The 19,500-nt window shown below is 28.2% G+C and carries 21 protein-coding genes; 12 read left to right on the forward strand and 9 right to left on the reverse strand.

Features of this window, described 5'->3' with window-relative positions; all coding sequences use genetic code 11:
- Positions 1-11: 11 nt before the first annotated feature.
- The 6 genes from OW729_RS17475 (at position 12) to OW729_RS17500 (ending at position 5,537) form a co-directional block, all read left to right on the forward strand.
- Positions 12-1,424: a phosphoribosyltransferase family protein gene (locus OW729_RS17475; RefSeq protein WP_268062837.1), complete on the forward strand. Its 1,413-nt coding sequence runs from the start codon at positions 12-14 to the stop codon at positions 1,422-1,424.
- A 123-nt stretch (positions 1,425-1,547) separates the two neighbouring features.
- Positions 1,548-2,657: a cysteine protease StiP family protein gene (locus OW729_RS17480; protein ID WP_268062838.1), complete on the forward strand. Its 1,110-nt coding sequence runs from the start codon at positions 1,548-1,550 to the stop codon at positions 2,655-2,657.
- A 107-nt stretch (positions 2,658-2,764) separates the two neighbouring features.
- Positions 2,765-3,589, forward strand: a complete 825-nt coding sequence (locus tag OW729_RS17485; RefSeq protein WP_268062839.1) for an HAD family hydrolase — start codon at positions 2,765-2,767, stop codon at positions 3,587-3,589.
- 119 nt (positions 3,590-3,708) lie between these two features.
- On the forward strand, positions 3,709-4,290 hold the full coding sequence (locus OW729_RS17490; RefSeq protein ID WP_268062840.1) for a TerD family protein: 582 nt from the start codon (positions 3,709-3,711) through the stop codon (positions 4,288-4,290).
- Between the two features lie 37 nt (positions 4,291-4,327).
- A complete protein-coding gene (locus OW729_RS17495; RefSeq protein WP_268062841.1) occupies positions 4,328-4,906 on the forward strand; it encodes a TerD family protein in 579 nt (192 codons plus the stop codon).
- A gap of 25 nt (positions 4,907-4,931) precedes the next feature.
- Positions 4,932-5,537 carry a TerD family protein gene (locus tag OW729_RS17500; protein ID WP_268062842.1) on the forward strand — a complete coding sequence of 202 codons (606 nt, stop codon included), beginning with the start codon at positions 4,932-4,934 and terminating at the stop codon, positions 5,535-5,537.
- 214 nt (positions 5,538-5,751) lie between these two features.
- On the opposite strand, the gene OW729_RS17505 is transcribed toward OW729_RS17500, so the two are convergent.
- Together OW729_RS17505 and OW729_RS17510 are read right to left on the reverse strand one after the other, a co-directional pair.
- Positions 5,752-6,315: a 50S ribosomal protein L25 gene (locus OW729_RS17505; RefSeq protein ID WP_268062843.1), complete on the reverse strand. Its 564-nt coding sequence runs from the start codon at positions 6,313-6,315 to the stop codon at positions 5,752-5,754.
- A gap of 349 nt (positions 6,316-6,664) precedes the next feature.
- The gene (locus tag OW729_RS17510) at positions 6,665-7,384 is read right to left on the reverse strand and encodes a hypothetical protein (protein WP_268062844.1); all 720 of its coding nucleotides are present in this window, start codon (positions 7,382-7,384) and stop codon (positions 6,665-6,667) included.
- 324 nt (positions 7,385-7,708) lie between these two features.
- On the opposite strand from OW729_RS17510, the gene OW729_RS17515 reads away from it, so the two are divergent.
- The 4 genes from OW729_RS17515 (at position 7,709) to OW729_RS17530 (ending at position 11,426) form a co-directional block, all read left to right on the forward strand.
- A complete protein-coding gene (locus OW729_RS17515; RefSeq protein WP_268062845.1) occupies positions 7,709-8,404 on the forward strand; it encodes a response regulator transcription factor in 696 nt (231 codons plus the stop codon).
- Between the two features lie 89 nt (positions 8,405-8,493).
- Positions 8,494-9,417 (forward strand): ATP-binding cassette domain-containing protein, encoded by a 924-nt coding sequence (locus tag OW729_RS17520; RefSeq protein ID WP_268062846.1) that lies wholly within the window; start codon positions 8,494-8,496, stop codon positions 9,415-9,417.
- The gene (locus OW729_RS17525; protein ID WP_268062847.1) at positions 9,410-10,156 is read left to right on the forward strand and encodes an ABC transporter permease; all 747 of its coding nucleotides are present in this window, start codon (positions 9,410-9,412) and stop codon (positions 10,154-10,156) included. Before OW729_RS17520 ends, OW729_RS17525 begins: the two co-directional genes overlap by 8 nt.
- 355 nt (positions 10,157-10,511) lie before the next feature.
- Complete coding sequence (locus OW729_RS17530; RefSeq protein ID WP_268062848.1) at positions 10,512-11,426, forward strand: sensor histidine kinase; 915 nt, start codon at positions 10,512-10,514, stop codon at positions 11,424-11,426.
- Positions 11,427-11,638: 212 nt separating this feature from the next.
- Here the strand turns inward: OW729_RS17530 and OW729_RS17535 are convergent, their stop codons facing one another.
- From OW729_RS17535 to OW729_RS17560, 6 genes are all read right to left on the reverse strand, one after another.
- Entirely contained in the window at positions 11,639-12,598 is a 960-nt protein-coding gene (locus OW729_RS17535; RefSeq protein WP_268062849.1) for a MerR family transcriptional regulator, read from the reverse strand.
- A 175-nt stretch (positions 12,599-12,773) separates the two neighbouring features.
- Positions 12,774-13,148 (reverse strand): DUF6483 family protein, encoded by a 375-nt coding sequence (locus OW729_RS17540; RefSeq protein ID WP_268062850.1) that lies wholly within the window; start codon positions 13,146-13,148, stop codon positions 12,774-12,776.
- A 258-nt stretch (positions 13,149-13,406) separates the two neighbouring features.
- Complete coding sequence (locus OW729_RS17545; RefSeq protein ID WP_268062851.1) at positions 13,407-14,591, reverse strand: ABC transporter permease; 1,185 nt, start codon at positions 14,589-14,591, stop codon at positions 13,407-13,409.
- 21 nt (positions 14,592-14,612) lie between these two features.
- Positions 14,613-15,332, reverse strand: coding sequence for an ABC transporter ATP-binding protein (locus OW729_RS17550; protein ID WP_268062852.1), 720 nt, complete (start codon positions 15,330-15,332; stop codon positions 14,613-14,615).
- A 35-nt stretch (positions 15,333-15,367) separates the two neighbouring features.
- Entirely contained in the window at positions 15,368-16,060 is a 693-nt protein-coding gene (locus tag OW729_RS17555) for a DUF3169 family protein (RefSeq protein ID WP_268062853.1), read from the reverse strand.
- On the reverse strand, positions 16,047-16,268 hold the full coding sequence (locus OW729_RS17560; RefSeq protein ID WP_268062854.1) for a helix-turn-helix transcriptional regulator: 222 nt from the start codon (positions 16,266-16,268) through the stop codon (positions 16,047-16,049). The genes OW729_RS17555 and OW729_RS17560 overlap by 14 nt, the downstream gene beginning before the upstream one ends.
- A gap of 405 nt (positions 16,269-16,673) precedes the next feature.
- Here OW729_RS17560 and pdxS point away from each other — a divergent pair, with 405 nt between their 5' ends.
- Both pdxS and pdxT read left to right on the forward strand, forming a co-directional pair.
- Positions 16,674-17,546 carry a pyridoxal 5'-phosphate synthase lyase subunit PdxS gene (gene pdxS, locus OW729_RS17565; protein ID WP_268062855.1) on the forward strand — a complete coding sequence of 291 codons (873 nt, stop codon included), beginning with the start codon at positions 16,674-16,676 and terminating at the stop codon, positions 17,544-17,546.
- A 2-nt stretch (positions 17,547-17,548) separates the two neighbouring features.
- Positions 17,549-18,124, forward strand: coding sequence for a pyridoxal 5'-phosphate synthase glutaminase subunit PdxT (gene pdxT / locus OW729_RS17570; RefSeq protein ID WP_268062856.1), 576 nt, complete (start codon positions 17,549-17,551; stop codon positions 18,122-18,124).
- A 192-nt stretch (positions 18,125-18,316) separates the two neighbouring features.
- Here pdxT and OW729_RS17575 read toward each other — a convergent pair whose 3' ends face one another.
- Positions 18,317-19,342 carry a beta-propeller fold lactonase family protein gene (locus OW729_RS17575; protein WP_268062857.1) on the reverse strand — a complete coding sequence of 342 codons (1,026 nt, stop codon included), beginning with the start codon at positions 19,340-19,342 and terminating at the stop codon, positions 18,317-18,319.
- Positions 19,343-19,500 lie beyond the last annotated feature (158 nt).

The raw sequence follows: 19,500 nt of genomic DNA on the forward strand, positions 1-19,500 counted from the left end.
GGGAGGACAAGATGAAAAGAACTTTAAATATTCTGGATAAAATTGATGTTGATATACAACTTGTAGAAAATAAATTCGATTTTAAACTAGAAGATTTGTTTTTGATGGCGGCAAGAAGAAATCCTAAAAGAGCTTTTCTTTTTGTAAGTAAGCTTTTAGGAAAACATATACCTATAAATCCTAAAAAAGGCATTCTAACAGGAAGGCTTTTGGGGTTTATTATAGGTGATAAAACAAGAGAAATTCAAATTAAGAATTATAATATAGTAGCAGATGCACTGAAAAATGATGATTTAATAGATAAAGCTTTAGGTTTTGCAGATGATAATTTGATATGCTCAAAGAAAGCAACACTTTTTATAGGATTTGCAGAGACCGCTACAGCATTAGGAAATAGTACTTTTGCACAGTTTACAGGAAACAATGTGCATTATATACATACAACTAGAGACGATTTAGAACATTGCATTTCTGTTTTTGATTTTGAGGAGGAACACTCTCATGCAACTAGTCACTTTTGTTATCCTCTTGAAAGTAAATTTTTACCCAAATATGAAAGAATAGTTTTAATAGATGATGAAATAACTACTGGAAAAACAGCATTAAATCTTATTAGAGCTATAAATAAGAGATATCATATAAAGGAATATGTAGTAGCTTCTATTTTAGATTGGAGAACAGAGGATTGTATTAAAAAATATGATGAAATAGAAAGAGAGTTAGATATAAAGATAAGAGTTATATCTATTTTAAAGGGACAAGCTAGCTGTTTTAGTCCTTCTATACAAGAGATAGGTGCAAATTGTAATTTTGATGAAAATAAACAAGCAAGGAATATTATCCAAGAATTTTATGAGGATGGAGTTTTAAAGTTAGATAAAAAAGAAAGTACGTGTAATGAGAATACAATGTTTGTAAGAAATTATTTTTTTACAACGGATAACTATCATGAATTTACAAGAAGCTTATCTAATAGAGATAAGAAACTATACAGTTATTTGAAGTTTAGTGGTAGGTTTGGAATGTCCCGGGAAAATTTAGAAAATGTAGAAAAAATCATATATGACATAGTAGATAAGATGAAACCTTTTGAAAAAGAGATACTTGTGTTAGGTACAGAAGAATTTATGTATATTCCTATGGTTATGGCTTCTTTTATAGAGGGAGCTAAATATCAATCTACTACTAGAAGTCCAATCTATGTGGGAAATGAAGATAACTATGCTGTAAAACATGCATTTAAATTTAAAAATCCTTTTGACAAAAATATTACAAATTATATATACAACATTGGACAAGGAATGTATAAGGAAATTTTATTTGTAACGGAAAGAGATATAAATAAAGAAATCAAAAAAGAATTAATAGATTTGTTTTATAATGTGGGAGTTACGAAATTAAACTTTGTGTATTTTACAAAATAGGTTGGTATGTTGCATATGAATTATTTTTGCATATGAACTAAGAGGAAAAACAGTAAGATAAAAAGCTATATTTTTTAAATACAATTTAGGATAAATATAAAATCTAAAGAAAGGGCGTATGGGATGAAATTTAAAGATATAAAACAACCAGATTCAATGGGAAGTTATTCTAAGAAAGATGTTATATTTCTATTAAAAGATATATCTAACCTTATACAGGAACAAGACAATGAGGAAAGGGAATATGTAATGCAAAATGGGGGACATTATTCAGAAATGCTTCCAATAGAATATTTTCCAAAAGCAGAATATATGAAAGTATTTTATGAAACTTTGAAGTCTACAAAGGAAAAAGTAGCAAAGGCAGTAGCTCTTGTTGCAGATAACATATATAAACAAAAAGGAGAAAATGTTGTTATTGTATCTTTAGCTAGAGCCGGAACCCCTGTTGGTATTTTAATAAAAAGGTATTTAGAAATGAAATATAAAAAGAGGATTTATCATTATAGTATATCGATAATAAGAGGAAAAGGTATAGATGAGAATGCTCTTAAATATATACTTAATTCACATGAAGCTAAGGATATACAATTTGTAGATGGTTGGACAGGTAAAGGTGCAATAAATAATGTGCTAGATAAGGCTGTTAAAGATTTTTATAATAAGTATCAAATAAGTATAGATAATAGATTAGCAGTTTTAGCAGATCCAGCAAAATGTGTAGAGTTATATGGAACAAGAGAAGATTTTCTTATTCCGTCAGCTTGTTTAAATTCAACAGTATCAGGCTTAGTAAGTAGAACTGTATTAAGAGATGATATAATAGGTGAACATGAGTTTCATGGAGCTAAGTATTACAAAGAATGGGAAAATAAGGATGTATCTAACTTTTTCGTAGATGAAATAGTGAAATGTTTTCCTAATATGTATATTAATAAGGAAGATATAGACTATATGGATAAAAGAGTGTATAACTCGGGGATTAAAGAAGTTAATGAAATAAAGAAAAAATATAATATAAAGGACATAAATTTAGTGAAGCCAGGAGTAGGGGAGACTACTAGAGTTCTTTTAAGGCGAGTTCCTTGGAAGATACTTGTGGATGATATTAATAATCCTAATTTAAAGCATATCTTACTTCTTGCTAAGGAGAAGAAAGTACCCGTAGAAGTGTACAAGAATATGAGTTATTCTTGTTGTGGGCTTATAAAGTCTAAAGCTGAACAAGCGTAGTATAAAAAGGTACAAAGAAAGTTTTTAAACTACAGATAAAACTAAGAAGTATTTGGTTCTCCAAGGTAATTAGAACATACAAAAATTAAATTAAAAGGGGAAATACAATGATTTTTGCATCCGATTTAGATAGAACCTTAATTTATAGTAAAAAGTTAATAGATCACGTTGGTGAAGATATAGTCTTAGTCGAAAGATACAATGGAAAAGATTTAAGCTTTATGAAAAGAACAGTAATAGATAAATTAGGAACTATGAGAGAAAAGATAATGTTCATTCCTGTAACTACAAGAACTATAGATCAGTATAATAGAATTTTTATGATTAAAGATTGTATAAAACCTAAATATGCTGTTGTAAGTAATGGGGGGAATATTTTAAAAAATGGAGAAATAGATAAAGATTGGAGAAATATTATCGAAAAAAAGATAGAGCGAGTTATTCATTATAAGTTTGTTCAAAAGAGGTTTTTAGAAAGTTTCAAAGATGTTTCATGGATAAATAAAATGATTTTAAGAGACAAATTATTTTTTAGTATTCATTTTAATGATAGGGATAAGATTAACTTAGATGAATTAAATAAGTTTAAAGAATGGGCTGAAGCAAATCATTGGAATGTTTCTTTGCAGGGAAGAAAGCTTTATATAGTACCTTCTGCAGTAAATAAATGGGATGCTGTATTATATATAAAGCAAAAGGAAAGAATAGATAAGGTGGTATCAGCGGGAGACTCCCTCTTAGACTATCCTATATTAATTAATGCAGATTATTCTATGTGTGCTTCTCATGGAGAATTGTTTAAAATGATACAAGACAAAATTATAAATAAAGAGCACATAGTATTAACTAATAGTATGGGCATAGATGCATCTGAGGAAATAGTTAATAATGTAGTGAATTTAAGTGGTGATAGCTCTTGGAACAATATTTGATTTTGGGAGATTTGAAGGATATAATATTATTACAATACAATAAGTTTTAAAGTGTAAAATAGGGTTTTCTAAAATCCTAAATATATATTTTAATATTTTAAAGAAAGAAGGGAATTTATATGGCAGTTAGTTTATCAAAAGGTCAAAAAGTGGATTTAACAAAAACAAATCCAGGATTAAAGAAGGTAATTGTAGGATTAGGATGGGATACAAATAAATATGATGGTGGACAGGATTTTGATTTGGATGCAGCTGCTTTTTTAGGAGGAGCAGATGGAAAAGTAACATCTGATGCAGACTTCGTTTTTTATAATAATTTAAGACACCCTTCAGATTCAGTAATTCATCTTGGTGATAACAGAACCGGAGAAGGTGAAGGAGACGACGAACAAATAAGTATAGAACTAGATAGGGTTCCTGAAAATGTACAAAAAATTGCCTTTACTGTAACTATACATGATGGTGAAGCAAGAGGACAAAACTTCGGTCAAGTTTCAAATGCTTTTATAAGAATTTTTAATGAAGAAAATAATGAAGAATTAATAAGATATGATCTAAGTGAAGACTATAGTATAGAGACGGCGCTAGTAGTTGCCGAATTATATCGTAATAATGGGGAATGGAAATTTAGCGCAATAGGAAGTGGATTCCAAGGTGGACTAGGAGCTTTGTGTGGAAATTTTGGAATTAATATTGGATAAATAAAGAATTGTTATTTAAATCATTGGGGGGAGAAAAATGGGTATCAATTTATCAAAAGGACAAAAAATTAATTTAACAAAGGAAGTTCCAGGATTAAAAGAAGCGATTATAGGTCTAGGATGGGACACAAACAAGTATTCAGGTGGATATGATTTTGACTTAGATGCATCTGCTTTCTTAGTTGGGTCAAATGGGAAAGTAAATAATGATTTGGATTTTATATTTTACAATAATTTAGAACATTCTAGTAAGTCAGTAATACATACAGGAGATAACAGAACAGGAGAAGGAGAAGGAGATGATGAAGCAATAATCATAGACTTTTCTAAGGTTCCTGAAAACATTGAAAAAATAGCAATATCAGTAACTATATATGACGCAGAAACTAGAAGCCAAAACTTTGGACAAGTTACAAATGCTTTTGCGAGATTGGTTAACAAAGAAACAGGAGAAGAGGTTTTAAGATATGATTTAACTGAGGATTTCTCTATAGAAACTGCTTTAGTATTTTGTGAAATATATCGTAATAATGGAGAATGGAAATTTAGTGCAGTAGGAAGTGGTTTTCAAGGTGGATTAGCGTCTCTTTGTAAAAACTATGGATTAGAAGTTTAATACTCATATTTAGGGGGACGAATTAATGGCTATTAATTTACAAAAAGGTCAGAAAATAAGCTTAACAAAGGATAATGCTGGTTTATCTAAAATAATGGTAGGTCTTGGCTGGGATCCAGTAGAACAAGGCGGCAAAGGCTTATTTGGAGGTTTGTTTAAAGGTGGTACTCCAAATATAGATTGTGATGCTTCTGTATTTGTTTTAGATTCAAGTGATAAAATTAGGAACAAAAGTGATATAATTTATTTTGGAAATTTGACACATAAAAGTGGAAGTATTCGTCACATGGGAGACAATCTTACAGGTGACGGAGATGGAGACGATGAACAAATAATGGTTGATCTTTTAAAAGTTCCTAAAGATGTAGCAAAGCTAGTATTTGTAGTTAATATTTATGACTGTGTAAAACGAAAACAGCATTTTGGAATGATAAAAAATGCTTTTATAAGAATTATTAATCTTTCTAATAATCAAGAATTAGTTAGATATAATTTAAGTGATGATTACTCAAACAAGACAGCTCTTTTTGTAGGAGAGTTATATCGCCATAATGAGGAATGGAAATTTGGTGCTACAGGTGAGGGAGATACTGCTACAAGTATAAGTGAGATGTTAACAAGATATAGATAAACAGGATTTTGGGTTTTAGATGGAGTTTTTACTACGACTGAAAGTTATTAACGACTTCTAAGGGGTTTGTATTCCTTAGAAGTCGTTATCCTTTAGGAGAGAGTGCTATCTAGGGTCGTGCCATTTTTTGCTTCAACTTTAAAGGAGATATGAGTATTAGAATGGTTAGGTATCGCATAAAAATAAAAGAATAAAAGCGCAATGCACTTTTATTCTAGTTTTCTTCTCCTTGGTTAAAACCGTTAACTACAGCTAGAAGTGTGTCAGGTTCTGTTATAAGTTTAATTTCTTCTGGCAATTCTATATCTTTTGCAAATATTTTATCGTCAAAATTCATTTGAGAGACATCTATCTTTATAGATTCAGGTATTTTTTCTACATTTCCTTGCATTTCTATTTCTGATAGGAAAGTATCTAAAACTAATCTATTTAGTTGTAAGTTATTAAGGCCACTATAATTTACAGGAATTTTCATTTTAATAATTTCATTTTCATTTACACACTGAAAATCTACATGTAGTAATTCTCCGGTTACACTATCTTTTTGTACATTTTTTACTACACAGTTTTTAATTGTATCATTAACACTTAACTTTATAATTGAACCTTTTGAATTATCTCTTAATAGTTTTATTAATTCCGAAGATTTTATTTTAATAGGTATAGAATTTTCTAAAAATTCTCCATACATTATGCAAGGTACTTGTCCATTTTTTCTTAGTATTTTATTATTTTCAGAAACTGTTCTTTGTATAGTATCGATTGTTATTTGTGACATAATAAACCCCTCTTTCTTTTATTTGCAGTTAATTTTATTGTAGCTTATTTATTGTAAATTTACATCCATTTATGATAAAATTAACCAATTGTTTATAATTTGTTTACAAAGTTTACAATCATTAGAAGAATAAATGGAATTTTAAGGAACTATTAATTTGGCATACTCTGAAAAAAGATTATTAATAATATGGCTAATTTAATTAAATTAAAATGTTAAAAAACCCCAAATCATGCATGGGGTCAATCTTTTTAGGTGACAGTATAATTTTATATTTAGGCTTTATTTTAAAAGAATGTTGTTTTTGAATCTATATAAGATAGATAATTCATCAAAAAATGGCCTATACTTAAGGGATATATTGTTGGGTTACATTTATTATTTCATTATTTTTAATTGTAATATAACATAGAATAGAAGAACTATTAGCTGATGATTTGAATTTAGTATAAGTTGTTTTTTGAGTAATTGATGCATTAGAATAGTTACCTTGTGAGTACAACAAATATACACACAAATTAAAAGTAGCATTCTCGGAAATTTTGTAAGTTTTAAATTGTTTTTTTGAATTAACTATATAATAATCATCCCATACAAAATATTTACCATTTTCATCTTTTTGTGCTACACCATCCTTTTTAGCAGCTTCAATAGCAGCTTTTCCAGTCAAAAATTTAACATTATCAAAAGTCAGATATTTTTTTCCGTCTTTATCATATACTTTACCAATAAAACCAACTAATTTTGTTGTTTTGTTATCTGATTTATTTTTCGAGACTTTAGTTTTAGTGTTATTTAAATTTGATGTTTTGGATGAAGTGGTTGGTTTAGTAGCTTGTATGCTGGTATTTGCATTAGAATCACTTTTTTCATTTTTAGGTTTTAATGTGTTATTGGAAGTAGTTTTTTCAGAATCCTTATTTGTATTGGAGGCGTCATTCTTATTTGTAAGACATTCTGTATTATTGTCTGTAGTAACTGTATCCTTTTTTATAGCAGAACCACATCCTACAAACATAAATATAATTGAAATCATTAAGATTAAAAAAAATTTGCTTTTAAATTCCATAGAATAATCTCCTTTAAAAAAATAATTTTATCCAACTAATATTTTATTTTTATAGTATAGTATGGATATAATTAAAAGTGTGGTATTAAATATATATATGCTTTAGAGATTTTTATGATACATTTGATAATATATTTGAGAAATTTACATGTTATGTACTTATGAAATTATGTGATTTTTTTATTTATAAAGGTATTTAAAAGTTATTTTTTAATATATAAAATTTAAAATTCTTAAAATATAATGAATTCTCAATGTTATAATATATATGTTTAATACTAGATATTTCACTACTAAGATGTTTAAGTAAAGAGGAGATTAAAGATGAATGATAATATAAATATATTAGTTGTAGAAGATGATGCAGATATAAATAATTTGTTGTGTAAGATGTTAAGTAATCATGGATATAATGTAAGGGGAGCTTATTCGGGTTCGGAAGCAAAGATGTGCATTGAACAATATGATTTTCAGTTAGTGTTACTTGATTTAATGTTACCTGGTATAAGTGGAGAGGAGCTTATCTCACATATAAGAAAGATAAAAACAATGCCTATTATAGTTATTTCTGCAAAACCTGGGCAAGATATAAGAGTAGAAGTTTTAAGAATTGGAGCAGATGATTTTGTATCAAAGCCTTTTGATATTAATGAAGTTATAGCAAGAGTTGAGGCACAGCTGAGGCGTTATATGGTATTCTCAAATGGAAATGAGAAGCAAAATATTTTAAAACATAAAAATCTAGTTCTAAATCGCGAAACAGTAGAAGTGATTCTTAAAGATGAATTAATTTCGCTTACAGCTAGAGAGTTTAGTATATTAGAGCTCTTAATGTCTCATCCTAATAAAGTATTTACAAAAGCTAATTTATTCGAGAATGTTTGGCACGACGAATTTTTAGGTGATGATAATACGGTAAATGTTCATATGAGTAATCTTCGCTCTAAATTAGCTAATATTGATCCTGATATAGAATATATTCATACAGTATGGGGAATTGGATTTAAAATGAGTGATTAAACTTAAGACTTTCTTAAGTTTTTTTTTAAGTTATCTTATAGGTTCTAACTTAATATATAAGCATACAACAAATAAGGAGGAAAAATTAAATGTCAGAAGTAGTGCTTAGAACCAAAAAATTGACCCAAAAATACCGTAATCATTTAGCTGTAAACAATGTTAATATAGAAATAAAGCAAGGAGAAATATATGGACTTGTTGGTAAAAATGGTGCAGGTAAGACAACATTGCTTAGAATGATAAGTGGGCTTGCAATTCCATCAAGTGGTGAAATTGAAATGTTTAATGAAATCTCACAAAAGGGACTTGAGAAATCAAGAATGAGGACAGGTTGCATGATAGAAACACCAAGTTTTTTCCCATACTTATCTGCCAAGAAAAACCTTGAGTATTATAGAATACAAAGAGGGATTGCAGAAAAAAAATGTGTTGATGAAGTTCTTCAGTTTGTGGGCCTTGAAGATGTTGGAACTAAAAAGTTTAAAAACTTTTCTCTTGGAATGAAGCAACGTTTAGGATTAGCACTTGCTTTAATGGCAAGTCCAGACTTTCTTATTTTAGATGAACCAATTAATGGACTTGATCCTGCTGGAATTGTGGAGTTTAGAGAACTATTATCAAAGATGAACAAAGAAAAAAATATTACAATAATTATATCAAGTCATATATTAGGAGAACTTTCGCAACTTGCAACTACTTACGGGTTTATTAATAATGGTAAATTTATAGAACAAATATCTGCAAAAAAATTAGAAGAAAAATGCAAACGTTGTATATCAATAAGAGTAGATAACATAGAAAAAGCTACTACTATAATTGAAAAAGAACTTGGATGTAGTGAGTATGAGGTTTTAAATGGCAATGAAATTAGATTATATGAGAAAATAGATATTCCTGGAATTATAAACAAGACACTTGTAGATAATGGGGTTATGGTATCTTCAATTAATCAAGTTGGTGTAAATTTAGAAGATTACTTTATGAATTTAATTGGAGGTGCTCATCATGCTTAATTATATAAAAGCAGAACTTTACAGAAATTTTAATAGAGCTTATTATTGGGGGTATATAGGGGTATTATCTGCTTTAGGAATAGTTATGAATATAATTTCACTAAATGGTAAAATGAATGTGAATTTAAAAGGAATGTTTGAATTTTTTACAATAATATTAGGTGCAGGAATGTTCTTAGTTTTACCGATTATGGATATGGTTACAGCAGAAGAACGAAAAAATGAAACTTTAAAAAATATTGTGTCTTTTGGTGTCTCAAGAAATAAGTTAGTTTTATCAAAGATTATTTCAACGATTATTCTTTCTCTTATAGCAGTCATTGTTATATTAAGTACGTTTTTTGGAAGTGCAGTAATAATATTTGGAATTGGACAAGATTTTTCATTAAATGTACTGAACACTTTTATGATAAAATTATTAGTATCAATAATTTTATGGACAGCTGCAGTGTCAATGGGAATTTTCATATCATTTTTCTTTAAAAGTAATGTGACGTTTACATTTGTGTATATAGGGTTATTTTCTATGTCCAAAAATATTATTAAGTTGCTTACAACGTTAGTTTCTGATAAATTTAAATATATTAGTAATATTCTTATTACAACTCAATTTGATAAAATATCACCACAATCAGCAACTAATGATACATTAATTTTTGCAAGTTTAGTGGGTGCTGTATATATTATAGTATTTACAATTTTAACTATGTTATATGTTAGAAAAATGGAAGTAAAATAAAACTATATGTTTTAAGAAAATATGAAATAGTTAATTGAAGAAATTGTATAATTGAAAATTTCAAATACGTAATGCAAGTTTTATTGTGAGTAGCGTCTTAAAAGTTCTCTTACATTGCAATTTATAGTATATTTTGACCCTGAAAAGAGAAATTTTCAAAGCAGTAAACAATAAAACTTGTATGAAGTTATGTACTTATGGAATTATGCAATTTCCTTAATTAAAAATATATCTAATATAAGTTACAAAAAATAAGTATTTTAGTCAAGCTTGTATTAAGATTGTTTAATGATTCATTTTTTTATGTATGAATAAGTGTTAAACAATCTAATATTTAAATAATAAGGAGGGAGTTATGCAACATTTAATTATTATTTTTCTTTTAATTATGTTAGGCATATTTATTACCCTCTATTTTTTATTGAAGAGTGAAATTAAAAATATAACTAGTCAATTAAATGAAATTAATAATAACAAAACTAATTCAAAAATATTGCTAGGTTCAAATAAAAGACAATTAGGAAAACTGGCTTTACAAATAAACAAAATTTTAGAAAAAAAACAGAAAAATGAAGCTGAACATAAGCGCATGGATTTGGAATTAAGGCAGGCTATTGCAAATATATCTCATGATTTACGTACACCTCTCACATCCATAATGGGATATATGCAGCTTATGGAAGATGACAATTTATCTCAAGAAGAAAAAAAACAATATGTAGATATAGTAAAAAATAGGACAAAAGCATTAAAAGTATTAATAACTAGTTTTTATGATTTATCAAGATTAGAAGCAAATGAGTATAAATTTGAATTAAGGCCATTAAATTTATATAATGTAATGAGCGAGACAATGGTTTCATTTTATAATGATTTTTTAAATAGAGGAATAGAACCTAATATTGATATTGATGAGAAAGTACCTCTAGTTATTGTAGATGAGAATGCAGTAAGAAGAATAATTTCTAATCTAATACAGAACATGCTAAAGTATGGAGAAGGTTTTGTAGCTATATCATTAAAGCAGAAAAAGGAAGGGCTTATTACAACTTTCACAAATGATGCACCAAATTTAAGTGATGAAGATGCAAAGCATTTATTTGAAAGATTTTTTACAGCTGATCGTGCAAGAAGTGGTAAAAATACTGGTCTTGGATTAGCAATAACAAAAGAGTTAGTTGAACAAATGGGGCATACAATTTCAGTAGAACTATCTCAAGGTAAGCTCAGTATAATAATAAAATGGAAAGTATATAAATGGTTAGAGTAGCTTAATTGATAAGTAAACTAATAAATGAATTATATAAAAACATCATCAATATTATTGTGGTTATTAATAGTACCAATGATGTTTTTTTATATTTCACTTGAATTATCAATATATTTAATAGTTATATTATTTATATAGTAACTAAGAAAGTCACTAAGTTTTTGATGACTCTTTATTTGGGGATTGATTACTAAACTATATAGTTACTATTATTAATTAGAACAAAGTTCCTTCATAAGTTCGTTGAAATCTACTCCAAATCTTTCTTTTATCTCTTGATCTGCTTCTTTTTTTATTTCAGCATTTATTTCTCGATATTTTTTATAATCTTCACTTAACACAGCTAGGCAATCATCAAAATAATTATCATATAAATTAATGGAATTAAACAAATCTTTACTTTTAGAAAGATTATCTTTAAAAGATTTTCTAAAAACATCATTTTCATGAAGTTGTTCTGCAAAGAAGATCATTTGATTTCTAATTTGTTCTCTAGTAGTAGGATCGTTATTTAATAAATTTTTAATCATTTGAAAATGTTTATTTTTATAAGGCTCAGTATTTTGATTTTGAAGTTTGGCACTTTCATTCAATTGTTTAACAAAAGGGTGATTCTCATCTATTTCATCCAAGTTATCCAAAAATTCCACAAGTTCTAGCCAAATTTTTCTCTTTTCATCATTATCGATGGTAACTTGTAGAAAAGGAGAGTAGGTAGTTACAAATGTTTCTCCAAAATTACCGGGAAATAATCTCAGTAAAGCATTAGATATATATTCTTTTTTTTCATCTACAGAAAGTCCTAAGGTTTCTTTTAATCTTTTAATTTGCTCTCCAATGGATTCATAGTCTTTAGAACTGTTTTCAATAATACTGTTTATTATAAGCTTACTTTTTTCTAAATGTTCTATTTTTTCTTCTATCTTTTGTAATGTAGTTTTCATGATTTTGGGTATAGTACTGTTTCCGTTTATAATTTCTTTTATGTTGAAAATTGGTATATCTACCGCTCTTAAAGCTCCTATTAAATTAAGTTTTACAATATCCGCATCTGTATACTCTCTATAATTATTTTCACTATTTTTTGAAGGCGTGATTAATCCTTCACTTTCATAATATTTAATTGCTTTTTTTGTTAATCCAGTTTTTTCTGATGCATTTTTAATATTCATAAATAGTAAACCTCCTTGTTAATAATTAAGATTTATTAGAGCTCTTAATATAACTATAAGGGTGACAGTAAGGGACAGGTCAATAGTTTTTTATTAAATTTTTTGCTTAAAAGAAAGACTACAATAAATATTTATTTTTCTCACATAATAAAAAAGATTAACTTAAATTTTAATTTTAAGTTAATCTTTTTTTATATAACTTTTGTACATCTTTTAGTCCTTGTTCAATTTCAGATTTTGAAAAGTTACATTTAAGAAGTTTAGCCTCATCCCACTTATTAAGTTTTTCATAAAATAATAATGCAGTTTCTAAATTTTTTTTAGTTTTCCGAAATTCTATAGTTTCAAATAAAATATTTTCCGCTTCGTTAATTTTGCCTTCACTTATATATTTTTTTATCATAAACTCTAACAACTTGTCTTCTGAAAGTGTTATATTATAATTCTCTATATCAATATCACTTTTTACAGCATCTTTTCCTGCAAAAATGGCCATTGCGGTTTGGATACCTGCTTTTATGACTCTTATAATATATTCATGTTCAAACATTTACCCCCAAGTCCCTTCATTAATTTTTAAATAATATTAGTAGAGATGGATAAAATAATTGACACTGCAAATATTATCAGCAAGAATTTTGTTTATTCTTTCTCTCATTATATTTTGGGGCACAATATCTTATGATTGTCTATTTATTTAATTATTAGCATAATGAAATCTCTATAATCATTTGTATAGAATAGCTCATTATACCTAATTATACAGGTAGTAGCTAATTTTCAACACTATTCTTTAACAAAGATTTATTTAAGCTCTAAAGATAACTTCTTCTTTAGAGAACATATACCTTGCAAATAGAATAGAAGCAACAATATATACAGCAATCCATCCAAATGTAATTGCTATGTGAGTATAATTGTGTATTCCAACTAGGAATTCTTTCATAAGGCATGCTCCATTTGTAAGAGGGATGTGGAAGTAAAATCCTTCAATATTCTTTGGATCCTTCATCATAACAGAATAAAGTAAAACCATAGCTATTATACTCATAGGACTCAAATAAGTTTGAGCCTCTTTGAAAGACCTAGCATAAATACTTATTGCCAGCTGAAGAGCACCGAAAACCATTGTATATAAAATAGGTAAAATCATAATTAAACCAAGAGTTCCAATACCTAAATTAAAATCTCCCATAGTTCCAAACATACTGTTCGCCTGATTCATTGTTATTATTACACCAATTAAAGATGCAATAGACATTAATATTCCCATAATAGTTATAGCTAAGAATTTTCCTACAAGTAAGGAAATTCTATTTGCTTTTGTTGTAAGAAGTGGTTCTAGAGTTCCTCTTTCTTTCTCACCTGCACCCAAGTCTACAGCAGCTCCAATAGTACTTGTAGCACTATAGATCATAAGTAAAAGTGGAAGTAACATAGCTGCCATAGCTTTACCAAAACCACTATCTTTATTTTCAGTTGTAGATTCTATAACTTCTATAGGGGTTAATATGGAAGGATCCATATTTTTCTCAGCAAGTCTTTGGCCTACTATTGTCTTTGAATAAGAATCTATGTAGGATTTCACAATAGAAACGGCCATTGTAGCTTCAGTACTAGTATTATCATATTTTATTGTTAGTTTTTCTTTAGTTTCTTTGTTTATATTTTCATCAAAATTTTTAGGAATATATATCGCTACAAAGAATTTACCGTCTTTTATATCTTGATCTATGTTTTTAGAGTCAAGTATATTTATATTTTTTTGAGCTTTTATATAATTTTTAAATTGGCTATTTCCTTCATCAACTATAGCTATTTTAACATTGTTTTCTACTTTTGTTTTACTGTCATTACCTACTTTACCAATGAAAAATGATATTATTGGAAGAAGGATCATAGGAAGTAATATACTCATAATTAATGTTTTCCTATCTCTAAATATATCAGTAAGTTCTTTTTTCAAAACGATAAAAGCTATATTATTTTTCATGTTATCACCCTCTTTATTTAATTATTTATTGTTAATTAATTGAACAAACATTTCTTCAAGTTCATTATTATATTCTTTTTTTAAATCACTAATAGAGCCTTCTTTTATAAGTTTACCTTTGTGTATGATTATGATTCTATCACATAGCTTTTCTACTTCAGACATGGTGTGGCTTGAAAAAATAACAGCTCTATTTTCTTTTTTACATTTTAATATAAAGTCTTGCACAATTCTAGCTGCGCTAACATCAAGTCCAGTAGTAGGCTCATCAAATAAAACAACAGAAGGGTTATGAACTATAGACCTTGCTATAGAAACTTTTTGTTTCATACCTCTTGAAAATTTACCAACTCTTTTATCAAGGTAATCTTTCATATCAAGACTTTCTGCTAAATTTTCTATATTTTTTTCTGCTTCTTTTTTTGACATTCCATTAAGCTCAGCAAAATACATTATATTTTCCCTTGCTGTAAGTCTGTCATAAAGTCCTACTTCGCCACCAAAAAGTATTCCTATCTCTCCTCTAACTTTATAAGGTTCTTTAGCTGCATCATACCCGTTTATTTTAGCTTGACCATCAGTAATCTTGAGCATAGTAGCGAGCATTCTAAGAGTAGTGGTTTTACCTGCACCATTTTCGCCAAGAAGTCCGACTATTTCACCATCATTTACGTTGAAACTTATGTTATCTACGGCATTGGTGTTTTTGAATTTTTTAGTTAAGTTTTTTACTTCAATCATATGGCACCTTCCTTTCAAAATTTAAATTTTATTTATTAATTATATTTTGAGGCTTCTATGCAGTATATGGATATTTGGATTATCCAAAGAAGAGCTATAACTAGTGGGAGTATTATTGGTACAGTTGCAATTACAGAAAAAATCATTAAAATAACCAGTATTGCTGAATACACCAATTGCATTCCTTTAAAACTTTTATAACTAGAAATATAAGCTATCCATTTTTCACCTTCATCCAATCTTTCAAAATATTTTTTGTTGGAATGATTTTCAAACATATTAAGTTTTCTATCTGGATGATATTTGTTATAGCATCTAATAGATAATATTTGCAATGTGTTTGTAGTTAGCATGGTTAAAAATGAAATAATAATATAGACAGATTTATAATCACTATAAGTTCTATTTATCATAATGGACATAAAAGTGAGAGATATTATAACAGAGGTAGTGCTAAGATGAATTAGTATATCTATAATTTTTTCTATGGGACTCGGTATATTGTCTAAATTTATACTCCTAAATCTTTTTATTATAAATATAATTATAGAAACTATTATAATTGATAAAATAATCTCTATTCCTAAGAATCCTCTAAATAAATAAAGATAAATATTTTTCCCAAAATTTATTTCTATATTAAGATTCTTTCCACTTAAACCGCCTACAATACCTCCAAGTAACATAGAAAATATCATCATTATTATAAAATTTTTATATTTCTTCATCGTCTGTTTCCCCCTCTAAATAAAAGACTTCTTCTACACAAACTTTAAAAACTATAGCCATTTTTAGAGCTAATACTATAGACGGTGAGTAATCTCCTCTTTCTATGAGACTTATAGTTTGTCTCGAGGCTCCAATCAATTTTCCTAAATCTGATTGACTTAGATTATACCTTGCTCTAAGTTCTTTAACTCTATTTTTCAGTTCCAAGTTATACGCCTCCTTACCTTATGATAGAATTATATGCTGAATTTTCTAGTCTGTCAATTATAATTGTCATTATGCTTAATTTTGTTGTCATTATGATAAATTTATTTGTCATAATATGCATATAATTAATTACTAACCATTGATTATAAAATAGAGTAAAAAGAACATAATAAAGTCATAATAATTAATTATTATATATTTTTTTGAATAAATGATATATATAATATACTTAAAATTAAGAGATTTTTAAGGAGAATATGTGTATAACAAAGAATATGTAAGGCGCGTATCGATACAATTGACCTGTAAAATCTATTATGTAATAATACTAATATACCCAAGGGGATATTAAATTTGTGCGCACAATACATATAAATTTAATTAAATTACTTTGGAGGGATTAATATGAATAATAGATATGAATTAAATAAGAATTTAGCTCAAATGTTTAAGGGCGGAGTTATTATGGATGTTGTTAATGCAGAGGAAGCTAAGATAGCAGAAGAAGCAGGAGCAGTAGCTGTTATGGCTTTGGAAAGAGTTCCATCTGATATTAGAAAAGAAGGTGGAGTTGCTAGAATGTCTGATCCTAAGATGATAAAGGAAATCATTGAAGCAGTTTCTATACCTGTAATGGCAAAAGTTAGAATTGGACATTTTGTAGAAGCTCAAATCCTTGAATCAATAGGTGTTGACTATATAGATGAAAGTGAAGTCTTAACACCAGCAGATGATTTATTTCATATAAATAAAAAAGATTTTAAAATTCCTTTTGTTTGTGGAGCTAGAAACTTAGGAGAAGCTCTAAGAAGAATTGGTGAAGGAGCATCTATGATAAGAACAAAAGGGGAAGCTGGTACTGGAAATGTAGTTGAAGCTGTAAGGCATATGAGAACTGTAAGTTCAGAGATTAGAAAGTTACAACTTATGCCAAAAGAAGAACTTATGACGGCAGCTAAGGAAATGGGAGCTCCTTTTGATTTAGTTTGTTATGTAGCTGAAAATGGGAAGTTACCAGTTGTTAATTTTGCAGCTGGAGGCATTGCAACACCTGCCGATGCAGCTCTTATGATGCAATTAGGATGTGATGGTGTATTTGTAGGTTCAGGAATATTTAAATCTTCAGATCCAAGAAAGAGAGCAAGAGCTATAGTGCAAGCTACAGCATACTACAATGACCCTAAAGTTATTGCTGAAGTTTCAGAAAATTTAGGAGAAGCAATGGATAGTTTAGAAATTAGTAAATTGGATACTGAGTTTGCTAAGAGAGGATGGTAAACTTGATTAAGGTTGGAGTTCTAGACTTGCAAGGCTCAGTAATAGAGCATATAAATATGCTAAACAGTATTGATGGGGTAATTCCAATAAGAGTTAAGCATGTAGAACAATTAAAAGAGATAGATGGACTTATACTTCCAGGAGGAGAAAGTACAACTATAGGGAAGCTTTTAAGAATGTTTAATTTAGATGCTATTTTGAAAGAGAGAATAGAGGAAGGTATGCCGGTTTGGGGTACATGTGCTGGAATGATATTGTTAGCCAAGAGTATTGATGGACAGGAAGAAGCACATTTAAATGTAATGGATATAAACGTAAAAAGAAATGCTTATGGAAGTCAACTTGATAGCTTTGTAGTGGATGAAAAAATATCTGAAATATCTGAAAAAAATATACCTTTAGTATTTATAAGAGCACCGTATATACAAGATGTGGGAGAAAAAGTTAAAATTATAAAAAAGGTAAATGGGAATATAGTTGCTGCAAAAGAAAAGAATATGTTAGTAACTTCATTTCATCCAGAGCTAACAGAAGATGATTCTGTGCATAGATATTTTATTAATAGTTTTTTTAGTTAAAATATTGGTTAGTTCAAATTTGGTTAAGAAATATATTACTTAAGTTAAAGATATGGTTAAAAATATATTTTTTAGGAAATAATTTAATTTAAGTCATTTCTATAATTAAACAAAACCTTCTTCAAAATTATTATAATTTAATAAATTTTGAAGAAGGTTTTGTTTATAACTAATTGTGTAAGTGAGCTAAACTTATTGTATAATATTACCTCTATCTATAATTTCAGAAGTGAAATTTATTGAATCAATTAAAGCAAATAACGTTTTTCTAATAGCAACCCCACCATCACCAGGTTGAACTCCAGAAACAGTTCCTAATGAGGTTCCATTTGTATCAAATGCTGATAAATCTGTATAGTGAGATATGAAAAGTTTGTCTTCAGTAGCGTTTAATGCCATTAGATCTACACCGTATTTAGTTGTGGTACTAGTACCATGATTAAATGAATTTACTTGAGTTAAAAATGGAAACGTAGAAGTAAACTCAAATACGTCTACAGTATTCCTAGTTAGTACATATACTTTTTTCCCATCAGAGGAAACTACTATTGTTCCAGGTTCACTATTTGTAGATACATTATTTAATAGCGAAATACTACTTGGAATTTTAGTATCAAGTATTCCAACATCATTACTTATTCTGTTAGCTACAAAAGCAAATTTACCATCAGGTGAAAAGGTTATATTTATAGGACGTAGGCCGCCTGTATTTGTTTCTACACCAGTGTCAGTTAGTATTCCATTATTATCAATATTAAAACTTCTTACTTTATAATCACCTGTTTCTACAACAAGAACAAGGCCATTCCCATTTGGTGACACAGCAACAGCATTTGCAACAGAAGAAAGCTTACTTAATATAGTTTTATTTAATAAGCTATATGAACGCACGGCAGTAGTACTACCACCATCTGCAATCAAAGCAAAACGACCATCTGGTGTAATATCTATATCCTCAAATGGAAGAGAGGGAGGAGGATCTAATGCAGTATCAATTACTACTGGTGGTTCTTTTAGTAGATCTAATTGTATGAGAGTAGCATTGTTAAAAGAAGTTATAACCGCTCTACTGTTGTCTGGTGTAATTGCTACATCAATATAATCATTAGCTGGTAGAGCAATAGTGTGGAGGACTGTAAGATTATCAGTATCAAAAATTACCACATCATTATTACCATACTCTGCAACAATTCCAAAATTAGAATTTAGATGGGACATTTATTTCACTCCTTCTATATTTAAAATTTAGTTACCTAGATTTCGTACAAATATAAAGATTATATTTTCATATAATTACCTGTTAATATTATTCAATATATTCCATAGTCGCCCAGATTTTTAGGCGGAGCCTTCTGGAATAATTTCACAGAATTAAA

Source organism: Clostridium brassicae (genome assembly GCF_026738875.1).
Taxonomy (GTDB): domain Bacteria; phylum Bacillota; class Clostridia; order Clostridiales; family Clostridiaceae; genus Clostridium_H; species Clostridium_H brassicae.

Coding starts and splice junctions, on each gene's coding strand:
- OW729_RS17475 (WP_268062837.1), top strand. CDS start 12: ATGAAAAGAACTTTAAATATTCTGGATAAAATTGATGTTGATATACAA.
- OW729_RS17480 (WP_268062838.1), top strand. CDS start 1,548: ATGAAATTTAAAGATATAAAACAACCAGATTCAATGGGAAGTTATTCT.
- OW729_RS17485 (WP_268062839.1), top strand. CDS start 2,765: ATGATTTTTGCATCCGATTTAGATAGAACCTTAATTTATAGTAAAAAG.
- OW729_RS17490 (WP_268062840.1), top strand. CDS start 3,709: ATGGCAGTTAGTTTATCAAAAGGTCAAAAAGTGGATTTAACAAAAACA.
- OW729_RS17495 (WP_268062841.1), top strand. CDS start 4,328: ATGGGTATCAATTTATCAAAAGGACAAAAAATTAATTTAACAAAGGAA.
- OW729_RS17500 (WP_268062842.1), top strand. CDS start 4,932: ATGGCTATTAATTTACAAAAAGGTCAGAAAATAAGCTTAACAAAGGAT.
- OW729_RS17505 (WP_268062843.1), bottom strand. CDS start 6,315: ATGTCACAAATAACAATCGATACTATACAAAGAACAGTTTCTGAAAAT.
- OW729_RS17510 (WP_268062844.1), bottom strand. CDS start 7,384: ATGGAATTTAAAAGCAAATTTTTTTTAATCTTAATGATTTCAATTATA.
- OW729_RS17515 (WP_268062845.1), top strand. CDS start 7,709: ATGAATGATAATATAAATATATTAGTTGTAGAAGATGATGCAGATATA.
- OW729_RS17520 (WP_268062846.1), top strand. CDS start 8,494: ATGTCAGAAGTAGTGCTTAGAACCAAAAAATTGACCCAAAAATACCGT.
- OW729_RS17525 (WP_268062847.1), top strand. CDS start 9,410: ATGCTTAATTATATAAAAGCAGAACTTTACAGAAATTTTAATAGAGCT.
- OW729_RS17530 (WP_268062848.1), top strand. CDS start 10,512: ATGCAACATTTAATTATTATTTTTCTTTTAATTATGTTAGGCATATTT.
- OW729_RS17535 (WP_268062849.1), bottom strand. CDS start 12,598: ATGAATATTAAAAATGCATCAGAAAAAACTGGATTAACAAAAAAAGCA.
- OW729_RS17540 (WP_268062850.1), bottom strand. CDS start 13,148: ATGTTTGAACATGAATATATTATAAGAGTCATAAAAGCAGGTATCCAA.
- OW729_RS17545 (WP_268062851.1), bottom strand. CDS start 14,591: ATGAAAAATAATATAGCTTTTATCGTTTTGAAAAAAGAACTTACTGAT.
- OW729_RS17550 (WP_268062852.1), bottom strand. CDS start 15,332: ATGATTGAAGTAAAAAACTTAACTAAAAAATTCAAAAACACCAATGCC.
- OW729_RS17555 (WP_268062853.1), bottom strand. CDS start 16,060: ATGAAGAAATATAAAAATTTTATAATAATGATGATATTTTCTATGTTA.
- pdxS (WP_268062855.1), top strand. CDS start 16,674: ATGAATAATAGATATGAATTAAATAAGAATTTAGCTCAAATGTTTAAG.
- OW729_RS17575 (WP_268062857.1), bottom strand. CDS start 19,342: ATGTCCCATCTAAATTCTAATTTTGGAATTGTTGCAGAGTATGGTAAT.